Raw genomic sequence first — 19,602 nt, 5'->3', positions numbered from 1 at the left:
CTGGCAGTGTCCATGAACTGCAGACTGCCATTGAATGATCCACAATCGCCACCGGCTCCATGAATATATACTAGAAGCACCATAGTTCTAATAGTTTTACTGACATAATAACTTTATGCGGTGATGACAATGAGGGGATTGCTGGTTGGAAGGATGCAACCATTTCACAGGGGCCACCTGCAGGTCATAAAGAGCATACTCGAGGAGGTCGATGAACTCATAATATGTATTGGCAGTGCACAGCTGAGCCACAGCATCCGCGATCCATTCACAGCAGGTGAGAGGGTCATGATGCTCACCAAGGCCCTGAGTGAAAACGGGATCCCTGCATCACGCTACTACATCATCCCTGTCCAGGACATAGAGTGCAACGCCCTCTGGGTGGGCCACATAAAGATGCTCACACCACCCTTTGACAGGGTCTACAGCGGGAACCCACTCGTGCAGAGGCTATTCAGTGAGGATGGCTACGAGGTTACAGCCCCGCCGCTCTTCTACCGTGACAGGTACTCCGGGACAGAGGTTAGGCGAAGGATGCTGGATGATGGGGACTGGCGTTCCCTCCTCCCTGAATCTGTGGTGGAGGTTATAGATGAGATCAATGGTGTTGAAAGGATAAAACACCTTGCAAAAAAGGAGGTCAGTGAACTTGGAGGGATATCATGATTGTACGGGTAACCGATGAGAAGGAGGCCTACCGGATGGAGGACCTCATAGAAAACCTCAAGAAAAGCCCATACCTCGATGAATGCGGGGCCATATTCACCTTCGAGGGTATTGTTCGTGGTGTGGATGATAAGAGGATAGATAAGCTGGTACTCACAACACCCGACACTGAGAGGGCCCAGATTGAGCTTGAGGGTATAGTGGAGGATGTCAGGAGGAAGTACCCGGTAAGGGACGTTGCCGTGGTCCACTATCTCGGCGAGTTCTACACCTCAGAGACACTCTTCATGGTGGCTGTGGCCGGTCCGCATCGTGAGGAGACACTGAAGGCCCTCAGTGAGATAATTGAGAGGACAAAGCATGAAATTGAATTTAGGAAGGAGGAGTACACCGACAGCGGTAAGAATATCATAATGTCAGGCGGCTGAAAAAAAATCAGGGCAGAAACCTCCTGGAACAGATTAACGGGGCAGGACATGAAATTCATAAGGGACAGCGTCCATGGAAACCTGAAACTGAGTGAGTTCGAGGTCAGGATAGTTGACACGCCACAGTTCCAGCGCCTCAGGCGCATAAAGCAGCTCGGATTCACCAGCCTCATATACCCCGGTGCAAACCATTCAAGGTTCGAACACTCCATAGGTGCCATGTACCTTGCATCACGACTTGCAGAGCACCTCGGTCTTGGCCATGAAAAGAAGAGGGTGCTGAGGCTGTGCGCCCTCCTCCACGACGTTGGGCACGGCCCATTCTCCCATGTATCCGAGGGTGTCCTTGAGATGTCCCATGAGAGCCTCACAAGGGAGCTGATAAGAAAATCCATCCTTGGGGACATAATATCCGAGGAGTTCGACCTCAGGCAGGTTATGAGGATACTCAGGGGTGAGGGAGTCCTTGGCCAGGCCATCAGCGGGGAGCTGGATGTTGACAGGATGGACTACCTCCTCAGGGACTCCCACTACACAGGTGTGGCCTACGGTATAATCGACGTTGAAAGGCTGATATACAACATGAAGATGGAGAACGACCTTGTACTCGACAGGAAGGGCGTCCAGGCAGCCGAATCCGCCCTCCTTGCAAGGTACTTCATGTACCCCAGCGTATACCAGCACCACACCACCAGGATCGTGAACTCCATGTTCAGGAGGTGCCTCAGGAGCCTCATATCAGGTGGCGTCCTGGACGCGTCCAGGATCTACAGGTACGACGACATGGACCTCATCGTCATGTGCAGGAACCAGGAGGGCCTTGCAGGTGATATGATGAGGAGGCTTGATAACAGGGACCTCCTCAAGACCGTTGACTCGGTGAAGCTCAATGAACTTGAGGACCCTGATAGGGTCTTCAGGATAACGGAGGCAGAGATACAGAGGGCTGAGGAGGAGATAGCAGAGGACATGGGCCTCGACCCCGACTACGTGGTGGTGAATCTACCCGAGTACCCTGCCTTTGATGAGATGAGGACCCAGGTCTCTGTTGGTGACTCAATTGTAAACCTGAGCCACATTTCAAGCCTCGTCGGGGCCCTGAAGGAGGCCAGGTTCAATCATGCAGATATCTGTGTCTATGTTCCCGGGGAGTTTGCAGGGTCCTTCAGGGACTTCAGCCTCCATGACTACATGGACCTCCCTGAGAGAAGGCCCTCCCATCCAAGGCAGCTGCGCCTAACAGTCCCGGACTACCTCCGGTTCAGATGATCTTCTGAAAGATGTTTCCTCCATGAATGAAGGTGATTAAAATGATAATACTTGCCATGACAGGTGCGAGTGGTGTTATCTATGGTGAGAGGATCCTGAAGGCCCTCAGAGGGGCTGGAGTGAGGATTGGACTCATGATAACCGACACCGCACGTGAGATAATAAGATATGAACTTGGGATTGAACCAGGGGCCCTTGAGGAACTGGCAGATGAGTGCTTCGATGCCAGTGACTTCACAACATCCATAAACAGCGGATCATCCCCCTTCAGGGCAATGGTCATCGCTCCCTGCACAATGAAGACCCTCTCTGCCATAGCCAACGGATATGCTGAGAATTCCCTTACAAGGGCTGCAGATGTCTGCCTGAAGGAGAGAAGGGATCTTGTCCTCGTCCCAAGGGAAACCCCGTTGAGGAGTGTCCATCTTGAAAACATGCTCAGGGTCTCAAGGGAGGGTGGGATAATACTCCCTGCCATGCCAGGTTTCTACCATAAACCCGCCAGCATAGAGGATATGGCGGACTTCATAGCTGGAAAGGTCCTTGATGTACTTGGAATAGAGAACGACCTCTTCAGAAGGTGGACAGGTAAGGATATCTAACCGCATTAAGATTTGATGACCTGATACCCGACGATGAGTTCAACGATGATGGAATAACCCCCCAGTAAAGGTGATGACTTGATACCCGACGATGAGTTCATAAAGAACCCCTCAGTCCCGGGCCCAACCGCCATGGAAGTGAGATGCCTCATCATGTGCCTTGCAGAGCCCGGTAAAAATGATGTTGCCGTTGATGTGGGCTGTGGAACCGGTGGAGTGACCCTAGAACTTGCAGGGAGGGTCAGAAGGGTCTATGCAATCGACAGGAACCCTGAAGCCATCTTAACAACTGAGATGAACCTCCAGAGGCATGGCCTTGGAGATAATGTAACACTGATGGAGGGTGATGCCCCTGAGGCCCTCTGTAAGATCCCTGACATCGACATTGCAGTTGTGGGTGGTAGCGGGGGTGAACTGCAGGAGATCCTCAGGATTATAAAGGATAAGTTGAAGCCCGGTGGCAGGATAATCGTGACGGCGATACTCCTTGAGACGAAGTTTGAGGCAATGGAGTGCCTCAGGGACCTTGGATTTGATGTGAACATCACTGAACTCAACATAGCAAGGGGCCGTGCACTTGATAGAGGCACCATGATGGTCTCAAGGAACCCTGTTGCACTGATATACACTGGGGTATCCCATGAAAACAAAGATTAACTGGAAAGCAACCCAGATACAGGGGGTATCCAATGAAGACAAAAATTAACTGGAGAGTAAAACTGGCGCTTCTTCTGGTACTTGTATCAGCATCCATATACTTCATTTTATATCTGATATTCCATAAACCTGAAACAGAGCTCTTCTACATTGGTATAGACCTTGCATTCGTGCCCCTGGAGATACTTATAGTGGTGATAGTTGTTGAGGCCGCTATATCCCGAAGGGAACTCTCTGAGAGGCTTGAAAAGCTCAACATGGTCATAGGTGCATTCTTCAGTGAAACCGGTACAGAGTTCCTGAGGGAGGTGTCCCCCTTTGAATCAAACACACCGTTCATTGCATCCAGACTGATCATGGATACCTCCTGGAGCAGTGATGATTTCAGAAAAATAATTGATGAGTTCAATGGTCTGGACTTCAGTTTTGAGCTTGGATCAGAGGAGAGCATTGAACTCCTGCATTACCTTAGGGAGTTTCTCGTATCAAGGAGGAAGTTCCTCCTTGGGCTCCTGGAAAATCCTAATCTACTTGAACATGAGAGTTTCACAGATATGCTCTGAGCCGTGTTCCATCTGATGGAGGAGCTCGAGGCCAGGGAGGATATCACCTCCCTCCCGCCTTCAGACTATGAACACCTTGCAGGTGACCTTACGAGGGCCTACAGTGCAGTTATCGGGGAGTGGCTTGGCTACATGGAGCACCTGAGTGAGAACTACCCCTACCTATTTTCCCTCGCAGTGAGGAAGAACCCCTTCAACAGGGAGGCGCGGGTGGAGGTCCTCAGTTGAGTTCATGGGAAGAATTCAGTAAAGGGGGCCAGAAAGATTTCATATTTTAATTTAAATTTTTAATATTGGCTTGATGTGAAAATAAAATCGTATAACTTATATATTATGATAAAGAGAGTATAGAAAAACTCCTGTGGTTGGTATCCATGGAAAGGTTGACCCTAGAGCAGTATAGGGAAATGGTTAGCGAGATAATTGAGTTTAAGAATCTGTACGGGTCTCTACCGAAATATGCTCTTGTCGATGGGAAGAAAATCCATAAAGAACACTACATCGACATGATTGAGCGTGTAAACAAGTTTGTTCTTGAGATGGGAAGGAATCCACGCACAGTTGATATCAGATCCTGAGATCCTCCGGACGGTTGAAGTTCCTGAAGCTTTGAAGTGTCGGATCCAGTCTGATTGCGGCTATGCGGCAGGAGTTAATGGATTCAATCAGAGTCCCCACTCTCCTTTTATTTTTGGATAGAAGCGCCTCCACAGTCCCCCTCACCCTGGCAGAGTACACAGCATGGAGGGGTTCCGGTCCATCATCCCCCCATGGTACTATGGCGTCACAGGAATCCCCAAGCCTCCGGAAGCACTCCTTCATATTCACCAGGAACTCGTCCGTAACAAGGGGCGCGTCACAGGGGAGGAAAAGCGCAGCATCCCCTGATATATTCCCCAGTGCAGTGTATATTCCTCCAAGGGGTCCTGCACCAGGCAGCTCATCCGTCAGGATCCTCACACGGTCATCGAGGATGCCCCTGTAGGTCCCGGCCTGGTCAGTGTCACGCAGAACCACAAGGACATCACTGAAATGTCCAAGTAATTTTGCTGTTATGATCTCTATGAAGGGCCGGTCATCCATGAGAAGAAGTCCCTTATCTGAGCCCATCCGCCTTCCCCTGCCACCGCAGAGGACAGCAACAGAGTCAAGTTCACTCATTTCCATAAAAAAATAATTATTTGAGGGTCGGGTAGTTTGGACTCTCATTGGTTATGAGGAGGTCGTGGGGGTGGCTCTCCTTGATACCGCTTGAAGTTATCCGGACCAGCTTCGCCCTTTCCTTCATCTCACTTAGGTTAGCGGCACCGCAGTAGCCCATGGATGCTCTCAGACCGCCTATGAGCTGGAAGAGAACTTCACTTACCGTGCCCCTGTACGGGACAACACCCTCCACTCCCTCAGGCACCACCTTGGTGTGCTTCATGTGCCCGCGGGGTTCCTGGAAGTAACGATCCGTGCCTGCACCTATACCCCCTGTCATTGCACCGAGGGACCCCATTCCACGGTACTGTTTGTATTTACGTCCGTTCATAACCACAACATCACCGGGGGCCTCATAGGTACCTGCAAGGAGATTACCCAGCATCACACAGTCGGCGCCCACTGCTATTGCCTTTGCAATGTCCCCTGAGTACCTTATACCTCCATCGGCGATGACAGGCACTCCATATTCTGCGGCCACGTCAGCCACCTCTGCTATGGCTGTGAGCTGGGGGACACCGACACCTGCTATGATCCTTGTTGTGCACATTGAACCGGGCCCTATTCCCACCTTTAGACCGTCCACGTCCTGTGCAATGAGGTCCTCTGCAGCCTCCCTGGTTGCTATGTTGCCGACTATGAGGTCAGCCTCTATCTCCTTCTTCATTGCCCCGGCACTCTTCACAAGGTTCATGTTGTGTCCATGGGCACTGTCGATTGCCAGCACATCTGCGCCAGCCTCATCCAGTGCCCTGGCCCTTTCAAGATCAAAGGGGCCTGTGGCGGCTGCGACCCTGAGGTAACCTTCACTGTCCCTGGACGCGTTGGGGTACCTCTTGCGCTCCAGTATATCCTTCATTGTGAGCATGCCGACGATCCTTCCATCCTTCACAACAGGGAGCCTTTCGACCTTGTTCTCGTAGGCTATGTCAAGGGCCTCGTTGGGGGTTATGGATTCGTCCACGGTGACAACGTCCCTTGTCATGACCTGGTCAACCTTCTTGTCCGCATCTGAGTTGAAGATGGGTTCAATGTCCCTGCGGCTTATTATACCTATGAGCACACCGTCCTCAACAACCGGCAGACCACTTATCTCCTCCTGGTCCATGATTTCATGGGCCTCCCTGAGGGTTGAATCAGGTGATATTGTTATAACGTCCCTTATTGTGATGTCTCCGGATCTTTTAACCTTCTTCACCTGTTCGACCTGGTCCCTGATGCTCATGTTCCTGTGGATAACCCCCATTCCACCCTCCTGTGCCATTGCAATGGCCATATCATACTCTGTTACCGTGTCCATGGCGGAGCTGATTACGGGTATCTTGAGCTCTATATTCCTTGATACCCTGCCAGCGGTCTCCACATCCCTGGGTTCCACATATGATGCCTGGGGAAGAAGAAGAAAATCATCAAATGTGTAACCTGTTTCTGCTTCAGTTAATTTTTTCCTGTACATTCAAATCCCTCAGCTAATTTAGAAGCTGTCCAGGAGTTCCTTGAGTTCCCTCACAGCGTCCCTGTGGATTCTGCCTGTGTTGCGGTCTCCGCCAACACATGCAGCCCCCCTTATGCCTACAACGTCGCAGCCAATCTCATGGAGGGGTTTCAGGTGTTCCCTGCCAACTGATCCTGCGAGGGCTGACTTCAGTCCATGATCACGGGCAGCTGATACAAAGGATTCCAGTTTTTCCATGTCCATGAAGTCAAAGAGTGTTTTACCGTCCTTAACGGCGGTGTCAAGCATTGCAAGGTCTGCACCGGAATCAGCCGCAACGCGGGGTATCTCCATGGGTTCAACAGCGCCAACACGGTGAGCGTCAGCGTAGCCGGCTGCAACCACGATGGCGTCTGACTGGTCCTTAACAGCCCTCACAACGTTCTTCATGACGTCAACTGCCTCATCATAGTTTCTGGTCCCGTATAGACCCACCTTTATGTAGTCAGCTCCTGACACCAGCGCCCCCATGGCTGCAAGGGATACTGTGCCCGGCTTGTAGGGCACATCACCCAGTGTCGCGCTTACAAGCATGTCCTCCGGTGTCATCTCCCTGACCCTGCGGATCACCCACGGGAAATTTGCTCCCAGGGATCCCTCTGCAGGGTTCTTAACATCGACTATGTCTGCACCGCCTTCTATGGCTTCTAGTGCCTCCTCAGTGTTAATTGGACTTATCAATAGAAGCAATCTATAACCTCCTGGTAAAAATCATGGAATGAATATCCCAAGAAACATGATATGATAATTTTTTTAATTTATCTAGCACAGCACCTTTTTATACCTTTCTTTTCAGAGGGGTGAACCCCTCCTGAGTATCCGCGCCGCTATCCTCATGTGGCTTGGGTGCCTTATACCCGCGGCAACGCAGTCCCGCCGGAGCCTCTCCATCATCTCAGCCGTGGGTGTTCCAACCGGGCACTTCTCGGTGCAGAGACCACACAGGGTGCACATGTAGAGGCCTGATTCAGCTGCAGCTTCCCTGCCATCAATGAAGCTGCTCATAACAACACCACGGCCCCCCAGGTATCCACGGTAACCGAACCTGTTCCCGACTGTGTTGTAGACGGGACAGCTGACTATGCAGCTGCCGCACCCTATGCAGAGGAGGGCCTCCGGGTATGCTTCGGACCTCCCGTTGTCAACTGCAACTGCTATGACCCTTGATGCACCGTACATCCCGGTTAGGAGCATCTTCTCTATATCCGCGGTCTTTGAGGGTCCTGAGATCACGTTGATGTAGGATGGCACCCTGGTACCTGTGGCATAGGCGGTCTCCAGTTTAACCACCGATACAGCATCCTCGATCTGAGGGACCAGTTTATCCACACCAAAGACCATGATGTGTGTGTCCATGAGTGAGAGCCTGGCCACGTTTCCCTCGTTATGGACTATAACAGCTGATCCATCAGAGGCTGCCACAGAATTGGCACCGGTTATCCCTGCACTGCATTCAGCTATGGACTGCAGTATATCGGATCTCACCGCCTCCATTATCTCATGGGGATCATCCCTGATGTCAGCTTCGAGTTTATCCCTTACTATGGCCGCTATTTCAGATACACCCAGGTGGAGAGCCGGTCCAACAGGGTGCGCAGGTTTTCCTATACCTGCAAGCTGGAGTATACGGTCCCCCAGGTCCGTCTCAATTACCTCCACCCCCCTCCTCCTGAGGTAATCTGCGAGCCCTATCTCGGAGAGGGTGTTGGACTTTGACTTTGCAATGGTGTCACCTTCGAGGCTCTCATATATTATCCTGCAGGCATCATCAGCGTCAGCTGCAAGATGGAACTCGACGCCGTTTTCCGTGAAGCGTTCAGATGCCCCTGCTATGAGTTCGTTGAGGTTCTCAATGGATGATTCACGTATCGTCCTGACCCTGTCTGCCAGTTCAGCCACCTCTGGCCTATCCAGAAGTTCAAGGCGTCTTTCATTGAGTTTGCTGAAGGAAATCCTCATCTGGCGGATTTCACTCTCATTCAACGTTTCTCCTCCTGATAAGTTCCGATAGGAGCTCTGTTATGTCCATGACCCTCATGGATCTTGCTCCGAGGTTGAGGCTGCAGAATGGACAGGAGGTGCACAGGACGTCTGCCCCGGTCCCTTCAGCCTCCTCTATCCGTGAAGATGCCACAGCAGACGATACATCAGGTTGGGCTGAACGCAGCCCCCCTCCGGCACCGCAGCATCTGGAGTCCCTGCCATGATGTTCCATTTCCCTGAAATCTGTTAATTCCATCAGAATAGCCCTGGATGTGTCCCTTTCATCGCTGTGGCGTGAGAGGTGACAGGGGTCATGGTAGGTCACCTTCAGGTCTGTTTTCTCAAATTCAATCCTACCCTCTGCCATCAGTTCCTCTATGAGCTGAGATATGTGCTTAACGGCTATATTATAACCTCTCTCCCTGTAATCCCTGCTGAGAGTCCTGTAGCAGCCAGCACATGATACAACAACCTCCTCCCCATCAAGCATGCTTCCTGTCCTGCTTATCTGAATCTCTGCCTCTTCAAGGAACCCTGTCCTCAGAAGGACCGAACCACAGCATGACTCTTCATCAAGGACTCTGTATTCCAGTCCTGCGGCTCTGAGTATCTTCTCTGTGGCCCTGGATATCCCGTGCAGTCTCTCCCTTGCAAGACATCCTCTGAAGTAGATAACCATAATATCAGTTATGTTCCCTGACTATTAATAGTTGTCAGCAGCCCTGAGAAAAAGAACCACGAATACACCCATGGGGGGAATCATTCATCCCTGCCTGTGACCTCCGTCAGCACTCTCTCCAGCTTTCTACCTATGGAATCTGCACTGTAGTCCCTGAAAACATCTGCAGCCTCAGAGCTTAACCTTTCATGGAGCTCTCCGCTGGAGAGCAAAAGTTCAAGCTTCTCTGCAAGGTCACGCCAGTTTCCGGGTTCAAAGAAAAGTCCTCCCTTCTCCTGGCTTGCCTCCATTACAGGGGGTATCCTGGCAGCCACGAAGGGTGTCCCGCAGCCCATGGCCTCCACAACAACTATTCCAAAGCCTTCAACCACGCTTGGAAGGCAGAAGACCCAGGACTCTGCTATAACCTCCAGTACATCTGCGTGTTTCTCAACGAAGCCCATGAACTCAACGTTATCCTCAACAGCAAGTTCACGTGCAAGACCCCTTAAACGCTCCTCAAGGGGACCTGTGCCGATTATCCGGCACCTTATATCAGGGAACTTCTCCCTTATCACCGAAACCGCCCTTATGAGGTCCTGGATCCTCTTGTATTCAACAAGGCGTGATACACATGCAATTGATGGTGTGCTGGTTTTCCGGACAGGAGGTGTCCTGAAGTCGACCATGTTATGAACAACAGAGACCTGCTGCCAGGGATACCTCTCAAGGATCTTGCCTGCTGTGTACTCAGATACCGCCACTATCCTGTCGAATCTCCGTGAGAGTGTGTACCTCTCAAGCAGCTCACCGAGGATGCCTGAAACCCCTATGTTCCTCACCCACTCCCCGATCCAGACGTCATGGTAGCGGGCCAGTGCCGCAGCATTCCTTTTTCCTGCGATCATCCAGGCAACGGGGTGTGTTATGAAGTTGTAGCCAATCACCGCGTCAGGGTCAAGTTTTAATCCCTCACGGTATGCTGATAACATGAAGGAGAGTCTCCCTGTGATTGAACCCGCCTGGACATAGGACCTCACAGGGCCACAGCAGATAACCTCCATGTTCCCGCATCTGTAGTTCTCAGGGTTTTCAGGGGTCCTTGATGTCAGTACCGTGACCTCATGTTTCTCTGACAGTTTAAGGGCCTCGTTGAAGGCACAGGCCTCTGCACCGCCCCGGATGTTCAGCTCCTCGCCTCCAGGGAAGTACTCCGTAACGATGCATATCCTCATATGAACCCCCTGTTTCCTCAATCATCATGTTCCCTGAGGGCGATTTCATGGACAAGCTCGGTTATGTCCTGCTGGATCCTGTCGACCATGAGGTATATCCTGAAAAGGAGGTAATAGGCTCCGAGTATGCCTATTATGAGTAGAAAGTCAAGTCCCCTGCCGATGCCAAGAAGGTTGGCGATCCTGGTTGAGAACGGGGGGTTAAGTGAGAAGAGTATGACCGAAACCCAGAGTATCAGCCAGAGAAGAAGACCCCCCGGCGACGTCCTTGACTCCCTGAACCTCGCAAAGGATACAATTATACCTGCAATTCCAATAACAGTTCCAATAACCTGATATATCATAAACTCACCAACACTGGATCTCACAGCTGATCTCCTGTTTAAACCCTTCTAAGCATGTTCAGGATCAGCCTCAGAAGTATCCTTATACCCACTGAGGTGCTGGTCCCCTTGGATATTGTCTCGGGAGTGTATATCGTCTTTATTGTAACCTCCCTCATCCTGAGACCATTTCTGTGTATCTCACCTATTATCTCGGATGAAACACCGTAATCTCTGCTCTTTATATCAATGACTGATGCTGCCCTGGCTGTGAATGCCCTCAGACCAGACTGGGAATCTGAAACCCTGCAACCATAGAACAGGAGGGTCAGCAGGTTCATTAGGGTGTTCCCGAGGCTCCTTGAAAGGGGCATCTCAGAGAAGTCCCGGCTACCTATCACCACATCGGCCTCCCCCTTCAGGAGGGGCTCGATGACCCCCTCAATATCATCAGGGTCATGCTGCCCATCCGCATCAAAGGTGACGATGCAGGAGGCCCCCTCATCCACAGCCGCCCTCAGACCAGTCCTCAGGGCCGTTCCGAGACCCCTGTTTATGACGTGGGTGTAAACAGATAATCCATCCCTTTCAGATGCTATTCCTGCAAGTATCTCAGGGGTTGAATCCCTTGAGCCGTCATCAACGGCTATGACCCTGTAGCCCCTATCAAGGAGGGATTCTATGACACCCGCCACGGTCTTCTCCTCATTGTATACAGGTACAACAACCGCAACGTCCTCTTGCCTGTGTTCAGCCATGAATTCCACTCAGATAGTTCTGGATTCAGCCATGGATCCTTGCTGCAAGGAGGGCGACCCTCCTTCCAAGGTTCCTTGCTGTTTCGATACCTGTCATGTCATCGGCTGATTCGCCCTTTGCACCGCCGACACCGGTTCCTCCGTAGTGTGCAGTGGGTGAGGCGTCGCCCACAACAGCTGCCTCATGTATAAGGAAGAAGCTGTGAATGTCCCTGCAGGCTGTTTCCTGGCCACCGTTTCGTGACCCCCCCACGGTCACAGCACCGCCGACCCTGTCTGCCAGCCTGAATTCACTACGGAGAGGCCTTGTCCTGTCCATGAACATCTTGGTCTGGGCTGTCACGGAACCAAAGTAGACCGGACTCCCTATTATTATTCCATGGGCGGATGCTGCCAGTTCAACCACCCTGTTGAGGTCATCTTCGATGGCGCATTCACCTGTCTTCTTGCATGAGTCACACGCCCTGCATGGATTTATATCAAGACCTGCGAGTCTCACGAGTTCAGTCTCTGCACCGGCCTCCTCAGCGGCATCAAGAGCCTCCCTGAGGAGTATCTCGGTGTTACCATTCTTTCTTGGACTTCCACAGATTCCAATAACCTTAACCATGAAATCAACCTCCTTCTGTTTCATTAAAGTGGCCCGGCATCGGGTTTGCCCTCACGCAGACCCATACCGGCCTCACGTGTAAGCCTGTCTGGTTTAAATAGCATCATGATGAGGTTCTGGGCATGTTCCCTTGCCCTGTTATCTGCAAGGACCTTGAGTTCTTCAGGGTCATCCTCCTCATCCTCATGTACAAATACCTCAAGTATGTGGGTGTTCGTCATGAGCTGGGCCTGTATGAGACCCGTGGATGCCTCGTGGGCGCATACTTTATCCTTCTCCTCTGGACCTGGCATCCCGAGGGCCATGACCATCTCACAGCCCTCCTCCTCTATGAGTTTCTTGCAGGCCACCGGAAGGTCCTTTATCCCGGGGACGGTCCTCCTTATGATCTTTATACCTGCAGTGTGCTTCTTCAGCTCATCGATTGCAGCTCCGCCCATATCATACCTTGCAAAGGTTGTATCGCAGATCCCGACCTTTATCATGAAATCACCTATCTGAGCTGGTTACGGAGTTTCCTCCGGGCCTCCCCTATTGTCAGGGGGTAGGGCTCCTCAAAGGGAAGGTCATCCTCCTTCTGGAGTATCTCAACGAGGTGGGCTATCCTTGGAAGCCTCAGGTTGGCACCACGGATAGTATCGATATCAGAGAAGACCTCGGAAGGCGCCCCTGTACTTATTATCTCTCCATCACTTATTATGTATATCCTGTCGGAGTAGAGGGGGGCGAGGTCAACGTCATGTGTTGATATGATTATGGTCATTCCCTCCTCGTTGAGGTTGTGGAGGAGCCTGAGGATCTGTGAGGCACCCCTGGGGTCAAGGCCAGAGGTTGGCTCATCCAGAACCATTATATCCGGCTTCATTGCAAGTATACCTGCTATTGCAACCCTCTTCTTTTCACCGCCACTGAGGTGGTGGGGTGGTTTGCTCTCGTATCCCAGCATCCCCACCTTCTGGAGGGCGTCCCGTACCCTCTCCTCAACCTCATCCTCAGAAAGACCCATGTTGAGGGGTCCGAAGGCCACGTCCTCATCCACCCTCGGTGCGAATAGCTGGTCATCAGGGTTCTGGAAAACTATTCCAACCTTCTGACGCGCTTTAATCAGCCCTGATTTGCTGTAGTCGAGTTCCTCCCCATCTATCATTATCTTCCCGCTGGTGGGCTGAAGTATCCCGTTGAAGTGGAGGAACAGCGTGGATTTACCAGCCCCGTTTGGTCCCAGGAGGGCCACGACCTCCCCCCTCTCTGCATGGAAGTTGATCCCCCTGAGGGCCTCTGTGCCATCAGGGTATGTGTATCTGATATCTACTGCCTCGATAATCCTCATGTTCACACCGTGATCCCTTAAACGTTATGATAATAATGTGTATTCTATATTTAAGTCTGCTTAATCCTATCGGATCGATGAAACAGATCATGAATGGATAAATTCATAGCCCACCATCTGGAGGTATCAGAAATCAAAAAACCGATGTGAGGATATCAGCAGATCTCAGAGGATCATAACCAGACCCCTGACGTGAAAAGAAGACCTGTCACAAGGAGACCGTCAAAGAGGATGATCATGGCCATGCCCCTGAACCCCATGGACTGCTTCCTCAGTGATGGCATGGATCCTGTGTAGCACCGTGACTCCATGGAACGGTAGACGGTCTCGCCCCTGAGCCATGATCTTATAAATAGGTTGCCTGCAAGGAGGCCCAGGGACCTGTAGGAGTTTCTGAGGCCGCTGTATCCGAGCCTTGTATCCTGGGCATGGTACATGACCGAGGCCTCCTCAATGAAGACAAAGATTGACCTGTACATGAGGAGGGCTATCTCGGTTAGGGCTGGCGGCACTCCGAGCCTTCCAAGTTCATGGAATATCTCATTCACCGGCGTTGTGAGGGCAAGGAATGCCAGGCAGGAGAATCCTCCCATGATCCTTGAGAACACAAGCAGGCCTGTCTGAAGACCATCACTGTACACCCTGAGCCCCATTATGGTTGCTGCAGGGTTCACACCGAAGAAGAGGGTCATGAGGACAAGGGTTAAAAGCCCGAAACCTGCAGGGACCGCTGCAAACCTCAGGTAGTATGATGCAGGTATATCCGCCACGAAGAGGATGGTGAGGGTCATTAAAACCGCCACGATGGCAGGGATTAGCGGTGTGGGTGATATCACTGATATTATCATTGTAATTATGCAGAGGGACATCTTGAAGCCCGTGCTGCTTTCCCTCAGGCTGTTGTTATGTGCATAGTAGTCAACTGAGATGTTCATTATCCTCACCTGATGCCATCGTACCTCAAAGGATTATTCTGATGATTCACCCCTGCCCCTGTAGTAGCCGAAGACGTAGCCTATTATGAGGGCTCCTATTGCTGCCTGCAGGGCGAAAAGGAGGCTCTCTATCTCACCGCTTGGAGGCTCCCATAGTGGCTGGAACCATGGTTTGTAGCCGGTCTCAGTTATCGCATCACCTGCACTGTCATCAGCACCACCAAAATAGCCATCATCCTCTCCATGGCCACTGTAGATTATCAGGGGTGCCACGCTGATTATTATAACAGCAAGGAGCATTAAAATATGTCTTTTATCCATTTTTCAGGCCTCCGTAGCCTTTTTACTGATTATCTGAAGCTTTTCCATTATGTCAGGTTTGAGTTTGAGTATGTTCTCAAATATCACCACCGTCAGGAGGCCCTCTGCCACTGCAAGGGGTAGCTGGGTGTAGGCGAATATGATCATGAACTTCATCAGGGCCTCTGAAAATCCGGGAATCGGGAACGCCAGGGCCAGCTGCACCGAGGTTGTCACGTAGGTCATCAGGTCCCCGAGGAAGGCTGCAAGGAAAACTGAAACTGATGTGGAAAGTGAGGACCTGGTGAGCCTGTAGATTCCCCAGGCACAGAAGGGTCCCACTATACCCATTGAGAAAACGTTGGCTCCAAGGGTTGTGAGTCCTCCATGGGCCAGAAGTATCGCCTGGAAGATCAGAACAATCAGTGCCATCACCGAGGTAACTGCCGGTCCGAAGAGTACAGCGCCAAGACCATTACCCGTGGGGTGTGAGCAGCTGCCGGTTACAGATGGCAGTTTAAGGGATGAGAGAACGAACATGAATGCACCGCTAACTGCAAGGAGTGGTTTTGCCTCGGGTTTCTCATCTGCAATCCTTATTATCCTGATGAGGCCATAGACTATGACCGGGGCTGAGAGCAGATACCAGAGGAGGCACCACTGCCAGGGGAGAAATCCTTCCATGATATGCAATTTATCACCTTCTTGAATCCTTCTAAAGTAAACTTTAAAATTGAGGTATATAATGTTTTCTATAAATTCTGATCTAAATTAAAGTTTCCTTGATGGTTGCGGGGGCCTCTGAAAGGATAATATATGTAAGATATGTAAGGACATAAAGTTCAGTAGAGTCGATTTCAATGTTTGAGATCCCGGAGAGTTGATGTTATGGACGTTATGAACAGACTTATACTTGCAATGGACCTCATGAACCGGGATGATGCCCTCAGGGTCACCGGAGAGGTCAGGGAATACATAGACACGGTCAAGATAGGGTACCCCCTTGTACTCTCAGAGGGTATGGATATCATTGCTGAGTTCAGAAAGAGATTTGGCTGCAGAATCATAGCCGACTTCAAGGTTGCAGATATACCCGAGACCAATGAAAAGATATGCCGGGCCACCTTCAAGGCGGGGGCTGATGCCATAATAGTCCACGGATTCCCGGGAGCAGACAGTGTCAGGGCCTGCCTCAATGTCGCAGAGGAAATGGGACGTGAGGTCTTCCTCCTGACAGAGATGTCACACCCAGGGGCAGAGATGTTCATACAGGGCGCTGCAGATGAAATAGCCAGAATGGGGGTCGATCTTGGTGTCAAAAATTATGTTGGCCCATCCACAAGACCTGAAAGGCTTTCAAGGCTGAGGGAAATCATAGGTCAGGATTCATTTCTCATATCCCCCGGTGTGGGAGCCCAGGGAGGAGACCCAGGGGAGACCCTCAGGTTCGCAGATGCCATAATAGTTGGAAGATCCATCTACCTTGCAGATAACCCTGCAGCTGCAGCAGCAGGGATAATAGAATCCATTAAAGACCTTCTGAATCCCTGAAACCCTGTTTCCTCTGAATGAATATCCATTCAGCCCATTAATGCCCTATTCTGCCTCCAACCTCATAGGCAGCCTCAAAAAGCAGGAACAGCAGGACGGTCAGGGGTCCGAAGCCCGTCATAAAGCCCGCGAATGACAGGACGGCGAGGAGAACTACCACCATCTTAAGTGAGAACCTGTAATCAAAGAAAATCCTTAAAATCCTGCTTCTTCTATAGACCACAGGGTTGTCGTTCCCGTACTCATCTATGTAGGCCCCCATGGTGCACAGTAACGTGGCGGGAATGCTTATAACAGGTAATCCCCCGGAGAGGATGATCAGGATGAATACGAGGGCTGCGACAGCATGGCTCAGGCAGTCAACCTTCAGTGAGAGGATTGTGCCGGCGAATATGCCAATGAATATGCATGCTGCTGCAGGATCACTAACCGATAGAAAACCTGCTGATACCCCGCAGAGGGCACCTGCCACCATACCGGTGCGGGGCCTCCCCCACTCATCCTCACACTCATCGGCAATCTTCATGAGAAAACCTGAAACAGGGTATAGAAACTCAATCATACAGACCCTCAGTAATGATAATCCCGTCTAATCTCCAACCTCGCCCTAAAGCTCAGATAATGCCCCCGCCAGTATGACCGGGAAGAGTGCTGTTGCATCACCCACCACAGTTACAAGGTTTGAACCTGCCTGGGCCTTCGCCCATGACTTTGCCTCCTCCAGGGGTGCCCCGCTGAGGCTCCCGGTCTCACTACGGTCCATGGTTATCTGGACCGCGGCATCCACCCCTCCCCTGAGGAGGGTTGATGCGAGGGTGTAGTGTTTGGGGAGTCCTCCTCCAAGTATTATGGCGCCTATGCGCTCATGGCTGAAAACAAGGTCCGAGAGACTGTGCATATCCTTCACAGCATCCAGGCAGATCCTGTTATCCTGGGTGTACATCCATAGCTGGAGGCCCAGCATGCTGTCAATGAGTCCAGGGGCGTATATGGGGACTCCGCGAAGATGTGCTGTTCTTATTATTGACATATCATCATCCAGATGGCCTCCTATCTCATGTATGAGTTCCTGGATGGATATGTGGGGTTTTGCTGAGAATATGGATGAAAATATTTCCTGGATCTCTGATTCAAATACCTCAAAGTCCTCTGACCTTGTATAGACATCACCAATACGGCCTATACCCTCCTGGTGCAGTTTCTCATCGTCAAAGCCATAGTCCCTGTAATGGGCGCCCCCGAAGGCCTCCAGGAGGTCATGGGTAAGGTTTGCGCCACTTGTTATCAGGGCGCTTATGGTTCCATCATCTATGAGGTCCCTTATTATCCTCCTCATGCCGCCTGGAACCAGGGGCCCGGCCACGCTCATGAAGATGGCCATTTCCAGGTCATCAATCATCCCACGCAGGAGCTTCGTTGCCCTGTGGACCCTGCCAGCTCCCAGGACCCCTGAACGTCCCATCTCCTCTATGAGCTCTGCCACACCCATACCCTGGGTTATATTCATGTGATTCACATTCAAAATTAACACTTCCCTGGATTGATAACTGTAAAGATTTAATTAAATAACAGATCTCGAGTGCATGCCTTAGCCGGTATGTACTGGATCCTGTTAAGCTGGTGCAATTATATATCCTTGTCCAGGACTCCTAAAATCTTTTCGTGGAGGGGTGATATGAAAGCTGGTGCAATTAATATCCCTCAGGTGTTTGATGTTAAAAATAAAGAGTTCATTCAAGTCCGGCGATGCTGTCAAGAATGTCTGTCCTGGTTATTATGCCTGTGGGCCTCCCCTCACTGTCTGTGACTATCAGCCGGCCAATATTGTGTTTATTCATAACCTCAATGGCATCGGCTATCATCGTATCCTGTTTAACCGTTATTATATTCTTTGACATGATATCTGAAACCTGCATGAACTCTGTGCCTGCGGCTATGGATGCCGTTATATCACTGAGCGTCACTATACCCTTAACCTCATCGTCCTCCACTATGGGGGCGCCCTCGATTCCAAGGGATGATAGGCGGGCTGCAGCCTCCTTCACAGTTATATCAGGTGCGAGTGTTACAAGATCACGGGTTGCGACCTCAGCAACGGTCTTCTTGGGTATGCTTCTTATAGCGGTTGTATCGAGGAGGATGATGTTATCCATATCGTCTCTTCCGACAACCACACCATCAACCACAAGCTTGTTAACAGGGGTTGGACCTATCCGCACCCTGTCACCGAGGTCAAGTTTCCTTATACTTCCAACAAGTTTTATGGCGGCTTCGCACTCACCGGGATCAGGTATGCTGGTGAATTCAATTTTAGCCACTGATAGGTCCTCAATCTGCTCCCCGTCCCTGTAAATCGGTACAGCGGTCTCCCTGCCTGTTGAGGATATGTTCAGCTGGTGGTAGGCCTTTATTGTTGGCTTGTAGCCCCCCCGGGGTCCAGGCACCCCCTTAACAAGACCCAGACTTCTGAGGGACTGCATCTGGTTCCTTATTGTGCCGGGGTTCCGGTTCATTATGGCGGCTATCTCCTCCCCCTTGATTGACTTGCCATTTGAGTTCCGGTAAAGGTTAATGAGTGTCTGAAGTATCTCCTTCTGAACAGAGGTAAGCATCTTAACACCTGCAGATCCATTATGCAAATCTATTATGAATAATAATTATAATTATTTTTAATTAATATGTCTTTTTATTCAAAGCAAGATATAAATGTTATCCACATAGCATCTCTTAATACCCATCCACTTTCCTGTCCCTCCGGAAGTATATGCAGTGTGACGGGTTACCCGGACCCCTGGGGTGTCTGCAGTACACCTTAACCTCCTTCAAATCCTCAACCACCACCTCACACCGGTAGACACATAATGGACATTCCCCTGTTGCAGATATTATTCTGAAACCTTCCGCCGACTTCATCAAGATCTCCTGTGAAAATGATAAATCTCTTATCTTGGTTTCATCTTAAATACTATTTGGAGGGGGCTTGATGCGAACTGTAATGGACAGGAATGCAGTTGTAGGGAGGTTTACAGAGATCTT

27 protein-coding genes are annotated in these 19,602 nt (G+C 50.9%); 9 read left to right on the top strand and 18 right to left on the bottom strand.

Annotated elements, in window-relative coordinates:
- Positions 1-129 precede the first annotated feature (129 nt).
- The 8 genes from C7452_RS08220 to C7452_RS08190 all read left to right on the top strand — a co-directional run bounded on the left by C7452_RS08220 (position 130) and on the right by C7452_RS08190 (position 4,763).
- Complete coding sequence (locus C7452_RS08220) at positions 130-666, top strand: nicotinamide-nucleotide adenylyltransferase (RefSeq protein WP_048060754.1); 537 nt, start codon at positions 130-132, stop codon at positions 664-666.
- Positions 663-1,094 (top strand): molybdopterin synthase catalytic subunit, encoded by a 432-nt coding sequence (locus C7452_RS08215; RefSeq protein WP_115892793.1) that lies wholly within the window; start codon positions 663-665, stop codon positions 1,092-1,094. The genes C7452_RS08220 and C7452_RS08215 overlap by 4 nt, the downstream gene beginning before the upstream one ends.
- 48 nt (positions 1,095-1,142) lie before the next feature.
- Complete coding sequence (locus C7452_RS08210; protein ID WP_010875787.1) at positions 1,143-2,363, top strand: HD domain-containing protein; 1,221 nt, start codon at positions 1,143-1,145, stop codon at positions 2,361-2,363.
- A 41-nt stretch (positions 2,364-2,404) separates the two neighbouring features.
- Positions 2,405-2,965, top strand: a complete 561-nt coding sequence (locus C7452_RS08205) for a UbiX family flavin prenyltransferase (protein ID WP_048060752.1) — start codon at positions 2,405-2,407, stop codon at positions 2,963-2,965.
- A gap of 78 nt (positions 2,966-3,043) precedes the next feature.
- Entirely contained in the window at positions 3,044-3,622 is a 579-nt protein-coding gene (cbiT, locus tag C7452_RS08200; protein WP_115892792.1) for a precorrin-6Y C5,15-methyltransferase (decarboxylating) subunit CbiT, read from the top strand.
- A gap of 32 nt (positions 3,623-3,654) precedes the next feature.
- The gene (locus C7452_RS08195) at positions 3,655-4,185 is read left to right on the top strand and encodes a hypothetical protein (protein WP_245942903.1); all 531 of its coding nucleotides are present in this window, start codon (positions 3,655-3,657) and stop codon (positions 4,183-4,185) included.
- Between the two features lie 15 nt (positions 4,186-4,200).
- Entirely contained in the window at positions 4,201-4,413 is a 213-nt protein-coding gene (locus C7452_RS09215) for a hypothetical protein (RefSeq protein WP_245942902.1), read from the top strand.
- A 146-nt stretch (positions 4,414-4,559) separates the two neighbouring features.
- A complete protein-coding gene (locus C7452_RS08190; RefSeq protein WP_048060751.1) occupies positions 4,560-4,763 on the top strand; it encodes a pseudomurein-binding repeat-containing protein in 204 nt (67 codons plus the stop codon).
- Here the strand turns inward: C7452_RS08190 and C7452_RS08185 are convergent.
- From C7452_RS08185 to cbiM, 14 genes are all read right to left on the bottom strand, one after another.
- The gene (locus tag C7452_RS08185; protein ID WP_238374218.1) at positions 4,753-5,346 is read right to left on the bottom strand and encodes a molybdenum cofactor guanylyltransferase; all 594 of its coding nucleotides are present in this window, start codon (positions 5,344-5,346) and stop codon (positions 4,753-4,755) included. The genes C7452_RS08190 and C7452_RS08185 overlap by 11 nt on opposite strands.
- Before the next feature lie 16 nt (positions 5,347-5,362).
- Positions 5,363-6,844, bottom strand: coding sequence for an IMP dehydrogenase (gene guaB, locus C7452_RS08180; RefSeq protein WP_115892790.1), 1,482 nt, complete (start codon positions 6,842-6,844; stop codon positions 5,363-5,365).
- An 18-nt stretch (positions 6,845-6,862) separates the two neighbouring features.
- Positions 6,863-7,573 carry a (5-formylfuran-3-yl)methyl phosphate synthase gene (locus C7452_RS08175; protein ID WP_010875780.1) on the bottom strand — a complete coding sequence of 237 codons (711 nt, stop codon included), beginning with the start codon at positions 7,571-7,573 and terminating at the stop codon, positions 6,863-6,865.
- Between the two features lie 102 nt (positions 7,574-7,675).
- Positions 7,676-8,866, bottom strand: coding sequence for an LUD domain-containing protein (locus tag C7452_RS08170; RefSeq protein ID WP_115892789.1), 1,191 nt, complete (start codon positions 8,864-8,866; stop codon positions 7,676-7,678).
- Positions 8,859-9,545: a (Fe-S)-binding protein gene (locus C7452_RS08165; protein ID WP_115892788.1), complete on the bottom strand. Its 687-nt coding sequence runs from the start codon at positions 9,543-9,545 to the stop codon at positions 8,859-8,861. Before C7452_RS08165 ends, C7452_RS08170 begins: the two co-directional genes overlap by 8 nt.
- Before the next feature lie 80 nt (positions 9,546-9,625).
- Positions 9,626-10,759, bottom strand: coding sequence for a glycosyltransferase family 4 protein (locus C7452_RS08160; protein WP_245942901.1), 1,134 nt, complete (start codon positions 10,757-10,759; stop codon positions 9,626-9,628).
- A 17-nt stretch (positions 10,760-10,776) separates the two neighbouring features.
- Positions 10,777-11,103 carry a DUF2304 domain-containing protein gene (locus C7452_RS08155; protein WP_048061182.1) on the bottom strand — a complete coding sequence of 109 codons (327 nt, stop codon included), beginning with the start codon at positions 11,101-11,103 and terminating at the stop codon, positions 10,777-10,779.
- A gap of 38 nt (positions 11,104-11,141) precedes the next feature.
- Positions 11,142-11,840 (bottom strand): glycosyltransferase family 2 protein, encoded by a 699-nt coding sequence (locus C7452_RS08150; protein WP_115892786.1) that lies wholly within the window; start codon positions 11,838-11,840, stop codon positions 11,142-11,144.
- A gap of 25 nt (positions 11,841-11,865) precedes the next feature.
- Positions 11,866-12,450: a flavodoxin family protein gene (locus tag C7452_RS08145; protein ID WP_170130332.1), complete on the bottom strand. Its 585-nt coding sequence runs from the start codon at positions 12,448-12,450 to the stop codon at positions 11,866-11,868.
- A 23-nt stretch (positions 12,451-12,473) separates the two neighbouring features.
- The gene (gene ribC / locus C7452_RS08140; protein ID WP_048061180.1) at positions 12,474-12,932 is read right to left on the bottom strand and encodes a riboflavin synthase; all 459 of its coding nucleotides are present in this window, start codon (positions 12,930-12,932) and stop codon (positions 12,474-12,476) included.
- An 11-nt stretch (positions 12,933-12,943) separates the two neighbouring features.
- Positions 12,944-13,780, bottom strand: a complete 837-nt coding sequence (locus C7452_RS08135) for an ATP-binding cassette domain-containing protein (RefSeq protein WP_115892784.1) — start codon at positions 13,778-13,780, stop codon at positions 12,944-12,946.
- A gap of 173 nt (positions 13,781-13,953) precedes the next feature.
- Positions 13,954-14,715, bottom strand: coding sequence for a cobalt ECF transporter T component CbiQ (gene cbiQ, locus C7452_RS08130; RefSeq protein ID WP_048060748.1), 762 nt, complete (start codon positions 14,713-14,715; stop codon positions 13,954-13,956).
- A gap of 33 nt (positions 14,716-14,748) precedes the next feature.
- Positions 14,749-15,036, bottom strand: coding sequence for an energy-coupling factor ABC transporter substrate-binding protein (locus C7452_RS08125; RefSeq protein ID WP_115892783.1), 288 nt, complete (start codon positions 15,034-15,036; stop codon positions 14,749-14,751).
- A 3-nt stretch (positions 15,037-15,039) separates the two neighbouring features.
- Positions 15,040-15,708: a cobalt ECF transporter S component CbiM gene (gene cbiM, locus C7452_RS08120; protein WP_010875769.1), complete on the bottom strand. Its 669-nt coding sequence runs from the start codon at positions 15,706-15,708 to the stop codon at positions 15,040-15,042.
- A 195-nt stretch (positions 15,709-15,903) separates the two neighbouring features.
- Between cbiM and pyrF the strand changes: the two genes are divergently transcribed.
- The gene (gene pyrF, locus C7452_RS08115; protein ID WP_115892782.1) at positions 15,904-16,566 is read left to right on the top strand and encodes an orotidine-5'-phosphate decarboxylase; all 663 of its coding nucleotides are present in this window, start codon (positions 15,904-15,906) and stop codon (positions 16,564-16,566) included.
- 37 nt (positions 16,567-16,603) lie between these two features.
- Here pyrF and C7452_RS08110 read toward each other — a convergent pair whose 3' ends face one another.
- The 4 genes from C7452_RS08110 to C7452_RS08095 all read right to left on the bottom strand — a co-directional run bounded on the left by C7452_RS08110 (position 16,604) and on the right by C7452_RS08095 (position 19,479).
- Positions 16,604-17,128, bottom strand: coding sequence for a hypothetical protein (locus tag C7452_RS08110; protein ID WP_010875767.1), 525 nt, complete (start codon positions 17,126-17,128; stop codon positions 16,604-16,606).
- Positions 17,129-17,173: 45 nt separating this feature from the next.
- Positions 17,174-18,088 carry a deoxyhypusine synthase gene (locus C7452_RS08105; RefSeq protein WP_115892781.1) on the bottom strand — a complete coding sequence of 305 codons (915 nt, stop codon included), beginning with the start codon at positions 18,086-18,088 and terminating at the stop codon, positions 17,174-17,176.
- 208 nt (positions 18,089-18,296) lie between these two features.
- A complete protein-coding gene (locus C7452_RS08100) occupies positions 18,297-19,178 on the bottom strand; it encodes a CBS domain-containing protein (RefSeq protein WP_048060745.1) in 882 nt (293 codons plus the stop codon).
- Positions 19,179-19,293: 115 nt separating this feature from the next.
- Positions 19,294-19,479, bottom strand: coding sequence for a hypothetical protein (locus C7452_RS08095; protein ID WP_048060744.1), 186 nt, complete (start codon positions 19,477-19,479; stop codon positions 19,294-19,296).
- Between the last annotated feature and the right edge of the window lie 123 nt (positions 19,480-19,602).

This window comes from Methanothermobacter defluvii (assembly GCF_003385755.1).
Classification (GTDB): Archaea; Methanobacteriota; Methanobacteria; order Methanobacteriales; family Methanothermobacteraceae; genus Methanothermobacter; species Methanothermobacter thermautotrophicus.
The sequence above is the reverse complement of the archived record's forward strand: the minus strand, read 5'-3'. Positions and strand labels throughout refer to the sequence as shown.